General features: G+C 48.4%; 5 protein-coding genes. 2 read left to right on the top strand and 3 right to left on the bottom strand.

All coding sequences use genetic code 11. The features are described 5' to 3' along the window. The first annotated feature begins 315 nt into the window (after window positions 1-315). Window positions 316-1734 carry an aldehyde dehydrogenase family protein gene (locus DEF47_RS16040; protein WP_041304492.1) on the top strand — a complete coding sequence of 473 codons (1419 nt, stop codon included), beginning with the start codon at window positions 316-318 and terminating at the stop codon, window positions 1732-1734. 270 nt (window positions 1735-2004) lie between these two features. Here DEF47_RS16040 and DEF47_RS16035 read toward each other — a convergent pair whose 3' ends face one another. Both DEF47_RS16035 and DEF47_RS16030 read right to left on the bottom strand, forming a co-directional pair. Then, window positions 2005-5589, bottom strand: coding sequence for a hybrid sensor histidine kinase/response regulator (locus DEF47_RS16035; protein WP_012190063.1), 3585 nt, complete (start codon window positions 5587-5589; stop codon window positions 2005-2007). A gap of 227 nt (window positions 5590-5816) precedes the next feature. Further along, window positions 5817-8978, bottom strand: coding sequence for a bifunctional cytochrome P450/NADPH--P450 reductase (locus tag DEF47_RS16030; RefSeq protein WP_012190062.1), 3162 nt, complete (start codon window positions 8976-8978; stop codon window positions 5817-5819). A gap of 176 nt (window positions 8979-9154) precedes the next feature. Here DEF47_RS16030 and DEF47_RS16025 point away from each other — a divergent pair, with 176 nt between their 5' ends. Then, window positions 9155-9757: a TetR/AcrR family transcriptional regulator gene (locus tag DEF47_RS16025; RefSeq protein ID WP_012190061.1), complete on the top strand. Its 603-nt coding sequence runs from the start codon at window positions 9155-9157 to the stop codon at window positions 9755-9757. Here DEF47_RS16025 and galA read toward each other — a convergent pair. After that, window positions 9754-12531, bottom strand: a complete 2778-nt coding sequence (galA, locus tag DEF47_RS16020; RefSeq protein ID WP_012190060.1) for a beta-galactosidase GalA — start codon at window positions 12529-12531, stop codon at window positions 9754-9756. The genes DEF47_RS16025 and galA overlap by 4 nt on opposite strands. Window positions 12532-12720: the final 189 nt, after the last annotated feature.

Genomic DNA, 12720 nt, shown 5'->3' with positions numbered 1-12720 from the left:
AGTTATTTATTAATTGAACTTTGGCGGTCTTTGTGCTTTTCGCAGTTCCAGCCTTGATGCTTTTTGATTTTAGCCTTCTGCCTTTTGATGTTCGTTTTCCCCTCTCAGGACTAGGCCTGAATGGGAATTTTGGGAATTTTGCTCGTTAGGTTGATCGTAAGCTTCAGGCCTGATACTACGATCAAATTCTTCCTCCTCTACACTCTTCTCTCCTGCAAGCGGCCCGACTGGGCCGTTTGTGGTTTTAAGCGATTTTTATTTTGCCACCAAAGCTCGCTTATAATAGCATGTGGAAATGTTGTGTTGGAGGAATCAATGAACCTCATGCAAATTCATGGGCAATTTGCGGCGTTGCAGGCCCAGCGCGGGCGAATCGCTGCCAGCCGTGCACCTGAGCGCATTGGCTATTTACAGCAATTTAAACGGGCGATCGAACAAGCCCGACCAGATATTCATGCGGCGTTGCAGGCCGATTTTGCCAAACCAGCGGCTGAAATTGAGGCCACCGAAATTCAGCAGGTGATCGAGCAAATCAATTTTGCTATCAAACGGCTTGAAACATGGATGCAGCCCAAACGAGTTAAAACCCCAACCATGCTAACGGGCAGCAAAAGTTGGATTCAATATGAGCCACGCGGCGTTGTGCTGATTCTTGCGCCGTGGAATTACCCGCTCTCACTAGCACTTATGCCTTTGATTGGGGCAGTGGCGGCTGGGAATTGTGCGATTGTGCGGCCATCGGAGCGCATGCCACATACCGCTCAAGTTGTAGCAAACATTATTGCTACCGCCTTCAAACCTGAGCATGTTACCAGCGTTGTGGGCGATGTTGATACGGCTGAAGCATTGCTCGACTTGCCATTCGACCATATTTTCTTTACGGGCAGCCCACGAATCGGCCAATATGTGATGCAACGCGCCGCCGAGCATTTTAGCTCGGTTACTCTAGAACTGGGTGGCAAATCGCCAGCGATTGTTGATCGTTCAGCCGATTTGAAACGTGCTGCACAGGCGATTGTGTGGGGCAAATTTGTCAATGCCGGCCAAACCTGTGTTGCGCCTGATCATGTCTGGGTTCAGCGTGAGCAAGCTCAAGCCTTGACCCAACTGATTATTAAACAAATTGAGCGTAACTACGGCAAAGGCGATTATACCCGCCTGCAATCGCCCGATTTGGCCAATGTGATCGATGCTAATGCCACTGCTCGCCTGCGTGGTTTGGTCAATAATTCGGTAGCCCAAGGGGCGTTGGTCGCGCTGGGTGGCCAATCGACCGATCATCCTGCACGCTTTGCGCCAACCGTGCTGACCAACGTTAAACCTAGCATGGCAATTATGCAGGAAGAAATTTTTGGGCCGATTCTGCCAATTTTGGTGTACGACCAAATTGATGAAGTGATTATGGCGACGCGAGCTAGCGGCAAGCCCTTGACCATGGCGATTTTTGCCGAGAATCAAGCGATTATCAACTGGCTGCTACGCGAAATTCCGGCTGGCAGCAGTATGATAAACGGGGTTTTACTGAATGTGGTTAATCCGAATTTGCCATTTGGTGGGGTTGGCCAGAGCGGCATTGGCAATTATCATGGCTTTTACAGCTTCAAAACATTTTCGCATGAACGAGCGGTATTTCAACTTGGCGGCTTAAATTTAGTAAATTTATTTCAACCGCCCTATCGCTCGGTGTCTAAGCGCTTGGCAGCGTGGTCGCGGCGGATCATGAGCAAACGCTAAACGATATTCGCCGCTATCCATAGGGGGGGATAGCGGCGAATGGGGATTTTTGAATCGTTCTGCGATGTGTGACCCCATCACAGGAGGGGTTTCGTCGGTTTATGGTCGAAGGTGATGAAGTTATCTCCTTCCAAGGTCTTTTCATCGTCACGATTGTTGATGCTGTTTCCTTGTACCGAGCGTGGTTTCCGAGGATGATAATATGCTACTTGGATGAGTAGCAGATGAGTTAAGGGTAAAGAACCGTTAAAAAATTTCAATGGCTTGGGTCTAAAGAATTTGGGCGAGGGTATAGCCTAAATCTTCGTAGGTATGTGGCTTTAAAATCAATGAACGAATGCCCAAAACTTGAGCTAGTTCGTAATCCTCAGGCCGCACATAGCCTGAGGTCAAAATAATTGGTAAATTGGGCTTGATCGCCAATAATTGTTTCGCCAAATCAAAACCCGACATGTGCGGCATTGAAACGTCGCTAATCACCACATCGATTGCGCTGGGGTCGCGCAGAAAATAGTCCAAGGCTGCTTGAGGGTTAGTGAAGCCATTTACGCCATAGCCCAAGGTGTTGAGCATTTTAACTGCCAAGGTTACTAAGGCTTGTTCATCATCAATATACAAAATATGCGCGTAGCCGTTTTCCGAGACGATCTGACGTTTCGGTGGGGTTGGGGTTGGTAGCTGGTTGCTCGCCGGAAAGTAGAGCCGGAAGGTTGAGCCTTTGTTAATTTGGCTATAAACCGTAATCGCCCCATCGTGGCCCTTCATAATTCCATCAACGACTGATAATCCCAGCCCTGTGCCCTCGCCCAGCGGCTTGGTAGTAAAAAATGGGTCAAAAATCCGCTTGATGGTTTCTTTATCCATGCCACAACCGTTATCGCTCACCGATAGCCGCACATAATGGCCCTCGTGTAAATTTGGAATTGTACGCGATAATTCAGCAGTCAGATGGACTAAATCCAAGCGAATTTCAATTAATCCCCGATTATTGCCAATCGCATGAGCCGCGTTGGTCGCTAAATTCATAATGATCTGGAAAATTTGGGTTGGATCGGCTGCGGTTGCCGGAATTTGCCCAACGATATTTACCTGAATTTCAACCATGGCAGGCAAGGTAGCGCGTAATAATTTGATTGCTTCATCGATAATGGTTGGCAGCAGCACAATTTCACGTTTAACCTCTTGCTGGCGGCTAAACGTTAAAATTCGGCGGACTAAATCGGTTGCTCGTTCGCCAGCTTGCTCAATTTCGCGTAAATTATTTTGTACTGGATGCTGTGGATCAAGATCAAACATGGCTAATTGGGTATTGCCAGTAATTGCTAGCAAAATATTATTAAAATCATGGGCAATTCCGCCAGCAAGCGTGCCTAAGGCCTCCATCTTTTGGCTACGTAATTGGGCATCTTCAGCTCGTTTACGATCATCAATATCGTTGCTAGCACCAAACCATTTAATAATTTCGCCGTTATGGCCCAATAAAGGCACCGCCTGAGTATCAAACCAGCGATAGGTATTATCATAACGACGAATTCGATATTCACTGTGCAACTTTTGTTGAGTAGCAAGCGCATACTGCCATTCCTGCATAATTGAAGCTTGATCATCAAGATGAATTTGTTTAATCCAGGCTGTACCTAATTGTTCAGATTCAGGAATACCAGTGTAATGCACCCATTGCTGACTTAGATAATCGCATTTTCCATCAGGAGTACAGGTCCAAATTAATTGCGGTAATGATTCAGTTAGAATTTTGAAACGCCGTTCGCTCTCTTGTAAGGCTTGAGTTGCTTGTTTATAAGCAGTAATATCACGGTTAATTGCCACAGTGCCTTGAATTTGACCATGATTATTTTTGATCAGCGAAACGCTACTAAGGATATGATGACGTTGGCCATACCGATCGAATTGATAGACTTCACCTTGCCAGAACGCTTGTTCAAATAATTGAGTGCCTGCTTGCTCATTTGAATCGTTATGAATATATTCGGTCGGGATTAACGACCCAAAACGTTGGCCAATTGCCTCGTGTGCTTGCCATTCATAAATTTCTTCGGCAGCACGGTTCCAGCTTTTGATCACATAATTACTATCAGTTGAAATAATTGCATCTGAAACATAGGCTAGTAAATTGGCTTGATAGCGTAATTTTTCCTCAGCATATTTACGTTCAGTAATATCGTTAATCGTTAAAAATGCGACTGAATGGCCTGATGAATCGATGACGGTTGCTCCGCCATAGCGAAAAATTCGTTCCCAGACGACTGGTGTGTTAATGCGGCGGATTTTTAACTCGATTGATTCTAAAATTTCGCCACGAATCAACCGCGACATGGGCCATTGCTCAATCTCTAGTACTTGGTTATCGAGCGTGCTAATTTCATAGAAATCTTTAAAATCAGGAATGCGACTACGACATTCCTCCATGTTTGCAAAACCATGCATCGCCAATGCAACCCGATTCCAATGAAATAGATTGCCATCAAGATCTGATAAGACGATGCCTTCATTAAGATTTTCAATCACGATTTGTAAGCGTTCTTCGCTCTCTTTGAGCTTACGTTCATAGATTTTGCGATTATTAATATTATGAATAACCGTAAAGCCGCATAAACTATTACTCAATACAATTAATGTCATTGAACAAATCACGAAAATTGTTTCACCTGATTTAGTCCGAATTTCTAATTCATAATCGCTGACATAGCTTTGTTTTTTGAGTGCTCGAACCATCGCAGCACGATCATTCAGATCAACAAAAATATTCAGATCTTGAATTGGCTGATTAACTAACTCAACTCGTTGATAGCCGAGCAAATGCCTAAAACTTTCATTGACTTCTAAAATAAGGCCATCGTTTAATCGGGTAATGACCATTGGGCTGGAACTGGTTTGAAAAATTGCATTAAAGCGTTGTTTGGATTCTTGTACCGCGACAGTTAATTTTTTGTTGGTGCTGATATCGCTAATGAAACTGAAAAATCCTTGGACTTCGCCATCGGTGTTTAAATCGGGCTGATATTCAACTGCTACGCTGCGAATAGGCTGATCTTCCAGGCTGATAACGGTCTCAAAGGCGACCGCTTGGCCAAGCAAAGCTTGATGAATGTGGTCATAAAATTGCTGATAGGCGGTTTCTCCCCACACTTCAGCCACGCGAGAGCCGGTTATTTGGCTGAGTGGTCGCTGAAACCAGGCTTGGTAGGCAGGATTATTAAAGCGATAAGCGCCATGGCGATCAACATAGCCGATCAGTGGGGCGATTCGGTCTTGATCGGGCTGAAAGCTGGGTATTTGCTCTAAAGGGAGTTCGATCTGCTGTAACAAATCCAAAAAGGGGGTTTGGCTACTTGGTGCTGGCTGGGCTAGCTGCGGCACACGATTGATCTGATTGACCGTATTGAGCACCCCGACAATGGTGCCATGCTCCGCATAAATTGGGCTAAACGACAAATCGATCAGCCAGTGTTGTTGTGGTTGATCGATTGAATGAGCTGTCAGCAGCTTGGTTTGACCAAGTTGGGCTTGTTGAATTGCGCTAAAAATGGCGTGCTGGCCAAAGTAACCTGCTGGATCTGTGGTTTGAGCTTGCTGTTGGGGGTGATTGTTGCCGAGCAATTCAATATAGTCGTCATTATAGAAAGTTGTCTGCGATGCCGCCCAAATTAATGCCATTGGAATCGGTGCATACAACACCATACTGAGTGCAGTCTGCAAGGCGCTTGGCCATTGATCAATTGGCCCAAGGGGATGCTTGGCCCAGTCAATGCTTTGTAGCATAGCCCCAGCAATACCGCCATTGCGCAACCATCCAGGCAGATCTGTTAGCTGTGATGAATCGTCAATATCAGGCATCGCTCGATCCTCGCGGGTTTTGCACAACCGATGGCAACATTTTGGATGTTATTTGGTGTGTGGCGAATTTCAGGTTAAGAGGACACTCTAGCAGTATAGCAGTGCCCCGCAGCTCATGCAATAAACAATTTCCATAATTTCATGGATGTTCAATCTAGTAAACATAAATGCCATTGGGCTTCCCCCCAATGGCATTTGCGGCTTAAACAGTGTAATGATCCATAGATTTAGCCGAAAACATCGGCGACATAGCGTCCTGCTTGCTCGATTTCGGCAATCCATGCCATGCCTGCTGTTTGCTCGCTGCCAGTTGCTTCGGCATAGATTCGCGCCAAGGTTTCACGCACAGCTGGAGCCATGGAGCGACCGTCGCCACAAACGGCTATTACTGCACCTTGTTCGATTAAGCTCCACACATACTGGCGTTCTTGCCAGAGCCGATGTTGCACAAAGCTGACTTCACCAACTGGCTGGCGATAGAATGCTGGGAAAAATTCTAGCACTCCAGCTTTTTGCCAAGCTTGAATCTGTTCGTGATAAAGCAGATCAACCTCAGGATGGTCGCAGCCAAAAAACAGGGCATTCGGGCCAAGTGCTTCGCCTTGGCCTTGGCGAGCGACGCGCTCTTGGATAAAACCACGGAATGGCGCTAAACCAGTGCCTGCACAAATCATCAGTAATGGTGTGCTGTTGGCGCTCGGTGGGCGAAACGGAATATGTGGTTGACGCAAGCTCACCGCAATCTGATCGCCAACTTGCAAACGGGCCAAATAGCTCGAACCCGTGCCATAGAACTGGCCCTTACCCGACCATGCTGGGGCATCAACCACCGCCACGGTTAGGCTGGCTTGGTTTGGATTGACTAATGATGACGATGAAATTGAATATTGGCGCACTCGCATTGCTGGCAATAGCTCTAAAAATTCGCCAAAATCAAGCACTGAGGATGGATATTGCTCAAGCATATCCAACAAGCTCAGGCGTTTTTGCAAAATCTCGGTGGTATAGCGTTCGTGATCTGCGGCCAGTGCAGCTAAATGAATTTGGTGTGACGGACAAACATTCTTCTGCGCCAACAACTCCAAATCGCGCTGCGTGGCGGGAGTTGCTAATTCAACGTGGCTGCTCAGCAATTCACCTAGGCTAATCGGGCGATCAATTGGCAGGTTGGCAGCCCCGCGTGTAGCATGCAAAATTATAGTTTGTTCAGGTTTTAGCCCAAAATGTTTGCAAGCCCGCTCGATTAGGCTAGGATGATTTTGCGGCAAGATCGCTAAATAATCACCAGCTTGGTATTGCAGTTCGTTTGGCAAACGTAATTCGATGTGGCGTTTTGAACGACCCAAAGGCGAGCTGAGATCAACTAATTCGCGATTTTCGAGCACGCTAGCAAACATAAAGCCCGTTTGTTGGGCCAACTGATCGCTGCTTGATGGCAGTAATTCGACCTTGTACAGTGGTTTGCTGTTAATTTCGGCGCTTGCGATTGCAAATGTTTGGTTGTGGGTTTGCCAAAACGGCGCATACCAACGCTCAAAATCACCAAAGAAATCGCTGCGGGCATCGGCTGCACCGCGTTGAAGCAAACGTTCGGCTCCGGCGGCCTGCAAGTGTTGATCAATTTGAGTCGGCACAGCTTGGTAGGTGCTCTGCCAATCGCGGTTGCCACAGCCAAAAACGCTATAGCGCACGCCTTTGAGCGAGTTTGGCTCAACGCCAGCTAACCATTGACAGAAGGCTTGGGCATTATCGGCAGGCTGGCCGTTGTATGAGGCCGCCACGATGCTCACTGCTCCGGTGGTTGGTAATTTATTGACATAATTATTGAGCGCAGCCACGCTTGTTTGGTAACCGCGTGCCTCACCATCGCTGGCAATTCGGCGAGCGAAGGCTTCAGATGAGCCAGAATTAGAGCCATACAGCACCAGCAATGGGATATTGTGTTGGGCTTGATTTGGGTTTGATTGAATTGCTACATTTGGCTGAGTTGGCTTGGTGCTGCGCACGATGTTTTTGCGTACCCGTGCTCGAACGGTCAAGCCTTCAGGTTTGAGCGTTAGGGTTTCTTTGACATGCAACTGGTAGGGTTGCGGTTGCGATAATTCAAAACGTTGCAGCATCATTGCTAAAACCAAGCTGGCCTCTTGCATGGCAAATGAACGCCCAATACAGGCGCGTTGGCCATTGCCAAATGGCTTCCAAGCGTGCTCAGGGATTTGTTCCCTCACTTCAGGCGCAAAGCGATCGGGATCAAATTGGTTGGGGTTGAGCCAAACTTTGGGATCGCGGTGCAAAGTTGGCAATAAGGCTATGAATTTTTCGCCCTGCTTAATCGGAAAGCCACCAATGTTAGTATCGTGCTTGGCATAAACCCCAAAAACAGGCGCGGTTGGCCAGAGCCGCAAGGTTTCGCGCAAAATTTGGTCGAGGTAGCCCAGTTTGGCCAAGTCTTCGTAGCGTGGCAGCCGATCGCCGAGCACTTGATCGACGATGGCTTGAGCGCGTTGCAAAATTTCAGGCTGTTGGAGCAAAAAGTAGGTTGCAAACGAGAGCAGGCCGCTGGTGGTTTCGTGGCCAGCAATCAAAAATGTCACCAGTTGATTGCGAATATTGGCATCATCTAAGCCTTCACCGGTGATCGAATCTTTGGCATTGAGCATTAATCCTAGCAGATCGTTGGGAACTTCGTTGCTTGGCAAACTGCGCCGTTTAGCAATTAATTCATCGGTGATGCCGTGCATATACTGCATATCAGCTTCATATTGACGCTGGGTTGAGCGCATTAATTTCGTTTGAATTGATAAACGGCGGGCGCGTGCCCCAGCCTCGGCTAAGGCTCGCACCATTGCTTCAACAAATGGGTGCATTTCGCGTTGATAAAACGAATTAAACCGATAGCCAAAACCACATAAGGCAATCGTATCGAGCGTTAGGCGCGTCATATTATCGGCCACATCAAAATCGGTTTCTGGCCCTTGACGCTCCCATTTAGTAAATAATTGGTCGGCAATATCGAGCATGTCGTCGAAATAATTACGCATACTGGCTGGCCCGAAGGCTGGCATCAATAAACGATGGGCTTTGCTCCAATTGGCTTCCTCGGTATAGGCCGTAAACAAGCCATCGCCTGCAAAATCGCGAATTTGAATTAATGGCCCATGCAATAATTTATCGAAACGTTGTTGATCGCTAATTTCGGCCACAAGTTCAGCCGAAGAAACGACCAACACGCTGCGATTAGGAAAACTCACGCGGAAAATTGGCCCATAATGCTGAGCTAATTTCATCAAATTCTGGACAGGCGTTTCCATGCCAATATCGGGCACATTGCCGACGATTGGGCGGGTTGGTGGTTGGGGAATATACCGAATTGGGCTGGAAATACTCATAAAACGAGCCTCCCTTGCTGCAATGCTGGCCTGTGCAGGTCGCCGCGAATTGTCAAATAGTTATCTTGGTACTGTTGAGTACCAACTGGATTTATGCTATCATCAGCTTTTGGTACTGTCAAGTACCAAGAAATTAAGCTAGTATGAGTAGCGAGTGGTTCAACGACGAGGTTGCTATGACCGAACAAGTAACAGAGGCCGAATATCGTAGCCGCCTAATGGATGGCATGGCGGCGGCAGTGGCCGAAAAAGGCTATGCCGAAACGACGATTGCCGATATTGTGCGTTTGGCGCGAGTATCCAAGCGCACCTTTTACCAACATTTTGCCAGCAAAGAAGAGTGTTTGTTGGCGCTTTACACAGCTGCTACCGATCAATTAATCGAGGTGATTCGACGGGCGATCGAGGGTGCTCACGATATGCATTCGCGGGTGCGCTGTGCTCATCGCGCTTATTTGCAACGGATCAAAGAACATCCATTGTTGATGCGCACCTTGTTTATTGAGATTTTGGCGGCGGGATCACGTGGTTTGCAGGTGCGACGGGCGGCCAATCAACGCTTTGCCGATTTACTGCGGGCCACCGGAGCTGACCAACAATACGATTCGCCGCAAAAACGCCACATTACCCCAGCTTTGGCGATGGCAATTGTTGGGGGGATTAACGAATTAATTTTGCAGGCGATGGAGAGCAATCAAATTGAGCGATTGTTGGAGATTGAGGAGCCAGCTACCGCCTTATTAGAAGCAGTGCTGGCTCGCCCAATTGCTGACGATTAATCGAACTTAAGCGTTGCCGTGCCTAGCTCAGGGTTGCTGGCACTAAGGCTAATTGGCTGGTCGCCGCCAGTATGTTGCACGATGACTTGGGCTAGGCCGTTGAAGGCGCGGCGTTGCCAAGCGGCGGCTGGCTCGATAACCTGCACCACGCCAGGCTCACGATTGGGGAACGTCCAAGGATTGACTTTTTTGATCCAGCGCCCAGTCACCAAATATTCGTTTTGGCCTGGGTGCACCAGTTCATGGCTCAATTCAAGCGCTTGATCGCCTTGCTCAAGCGCAATATCGCTGATGATCAATTGGCCGTTGATATAGACGCTGTAATCGTGGGCTATGCTTTTGCTGAACAAGCGAATGCTGCTGGCAGCGCTGTACTGTGGTAGCTCGAAGCTGCCACGCAACAGAATATAGGCCTGAGGATTAGCCTGTTGATCGTCGTTGTGATGCAAGAATGCTGGTTGCCAAACTTGGGTTTCGGCTCCTAGCGCTCGCTCCAAACCTGTGCTCAACTCGGCCACGGTTTGCTCGGCATTAATTTGGATTGGGCAAAGTTGATAGCTAGCGTGATATTGCTCAGGCTCGTGGCTAGCTGGATCACCGTTGCCGACCCCTAAAATTTTGGCCGAACCGGTTAATTGCAGATCGAGTAGTTGATTGGCGGTTGGCACAATCTGGCCATGATCATCGCAAACTTGCAAGGTGACAACGGCTAGATCACCTGTTTGTTGCAATTGACCATAATCGAGCACCAGTTGAATTTGGCTGGCAGCTTGGCTGGTGCGCAAACTAGCGCTGAGCACTTCAACCCCGTTGTTATAGCCACGCGCTAACAATTCGCCTGGTTGATAGGCAACTTCCCATTGTTGGTGGCCGTTTTCGGGAATTGGGCGGCGGCCAAGGCTCTGACCATTCAGCCATAGCTCAACTTCTTGGCAATTGCTATAAATTGGAAAGCTTTTCACTCGATCAAGATCATTCGGCCAATCCCAGTGATAGCCAATGTGCAAGACTGGTTGCTGGCCCCACCAAGCCTTGGTGTAATAGGCAATATCTTTGGGGAAGCCGCACAAATCGAAAAAGCCAAATTGACTGGCGACCGCTGGCCATTCAAAGGGCGTTGGCTCGCCCCGATAATCAAAGCCAGTCCAATAGAATAACCCAGCCAAGAATGGTCGTTTGACATAAAATTGCCAGCCGAACTCCGTATCGGCGTAGCCATCACCACTGGGAGAAGGCGCTAAATGCCCACGACTGGCATCGGTTTGGTAGATCCCGCGTGTACCGTAGGTATTACTTTCCTCTGTTCCAACGCCCGATTGCCATGGGAATTTCGCATGATGGGCATCAATATCGCCGTGAAAGATATAATTATAGCCAACCACATCGGTCACCATTCCAATACCAGTATCCCAGCCGCCGCTACAAGCGATTGTGAAAAGGCGTGTATGATCGAATTGACGGGCAAAATTTTGCATGGTGCTGGAGATGCGTGCGCCGATGATCGTACCCTCGATCGCCCATTCTTCGTTGCCCAACGACCACAAAATCACCGAAGGATGATTCCGATCACGCTTGATCAGCTGCTCAACATGGCGTAAATGCTCAGCATTTGTTCCCATCAAGCGATTTTCATTCAGCACCAACATTCCCAAACGATCGCATGCAGCGAGGAATTCGGGGGTTGGCGGGTTGTGCGAAGTCCGAATCGCATTATGATTGAATTCCTGCAAGCGTTTGATGCGATATTCTTGCAAGCTATCGGGAATAGCCGTGCCAACTCCCGCGTGATCTTGATGCTGGTTGCTGCCAACCAATTTGACCGAACGCCCATTCAAGAAAAAGCCCTGATCAGGATCAAAGCGAATGCTGCGAATGCCAAAGGTTGTTTGATAGCTATCTACTGCCTGCTCACCAAGCAGCACAGTGGTGGTTAGTTGATACAAATGTGGGCTAGCAAGATCCCAGAGTTGCGGATTGTTGAGCGTGTGCTGGTGGCTGAATTCAGCACTTTGGCCTGCCGCCAGCTGATAATTGGCACTTTGGGCTTGCAGCACATTATTGGCAGCCGGATCGCTGATTGTTTCCAGCAAGCTAAATTCGATTGGATGTTGGCTTTCGTTAATAACCGTTGTTTGAATTGTGAGCGTGGCGCTAGCTTCATGAATTTCGCTAGTGACGAATGTGCCATAGCGGGCGACATGGACTTGAGCCGTTTTGCTCAACCAAACGTGGCGATAAATGCCAGCGCCTTCATAAAACCAGCCTTCTTCGGTGGTGGCATCGGCGCGTACTACCACCACGTTTTGGCCGCCATAATTCAGATAATCGCTGATATCGTAGCTAAAACTGGTGTAGCCGCTTGGCTCGTTGCCTAGATAAAAGCCATTGACCCAAACTTTAGAATCGCGATGCACCCCATCGAATTCGAGGCTGATGCGTCTCCCAAGATCGTCAGCGGGAATTGCAAAGGTTTTGCGATACCAACCAACGCTATTGGCGGGAAACTTACGGCCAATTGCTTTGTAGCCATGGCTGTGAGTTCCGCGTTGATCGAAGGGCAATTCAACACACCAATCATGGGGTAGATCGAGCAAACGCCAAGCCCGATCGTCGAACTTGGCTGAGGCTGCGCCGTCGCCATAGCCAGCCTTGGCCAGAAACGAAAAATGACTTGTATCCAGCTGAAAATCTTGGGCGGGGTCGAAGGCATGGCCGAGGGCAAAACGCCAGCCTTGATCAAACAGAATTCGTTCGCGGGGTGGGTTGCTAATCATCGCTGATGCTCCATGCTGCTGTACATCGTTGTTTGCCAAGCAGCGCTTAGTTGTAATAGTTTATCCCAACATCCCTCACTCCCAGCCTCTCTGCTATCAAGAGTAGGTTAACAGTCCATTGATCACCACCCTTCCGTCCCGCCTCAAGGCGGGAGACGCAGGGGGCTTTAATCCCCCTGCACCCCCTCA

It is taken from the genome of Herpetosiphon sp. (assembly GCF_003512625.1).
Taxonomy (GTDB): Bacteria; Chloroflexota; Chloroflexia; order Chloroflexales; family Herpetosiphonaceae; genus Herpetosiphon; species Herpetosiphon aurantiacus.
This window is presented reverse-complemented; position numbering and strand designations above follow the sequence as displayed.

What these genes read in the sequence shown, in the direction of transcription:
- DEF47_RS16025 (WP_012190061.1), top strand. Translation starts at nt 9,155, where the DNA reads ATGACCGAACAAGTAACAGAGGCCGAATATCGTAGCCGCCTAATGGAT.
- DEF47_RS16035 (WP_012190063.1), bottom strand. Translation starts at nt 5,589, where the DNA reads ATGCCTGATATTGACGATTCATCACAGCTAACAGATCTGCCTGGATGG.
- galA (WP_012190060.1), bottom strand. Translation starts at nt 12,531, where the DNA reads ATGATTAGCAACCCACCCCGCGAACGAATTCTGTTTGATCAAGGCTGG.
- DEF47_RS16030 (WP_012190062.1), bottom strand. Translation starts at nt 8,978, where the DNA reads ATGAGTATTTCCAGCCCAATTCGGTATATTCCCCAACCACCAACCCGC.
- DEF47_RS16040 (WP_041304492.1), top strand. Translation starts at nt 316, where the DNA reads ATGAACCTCATGCAAATTCATGGGCAATTTGCGGCGTTGCAGGCCCAG.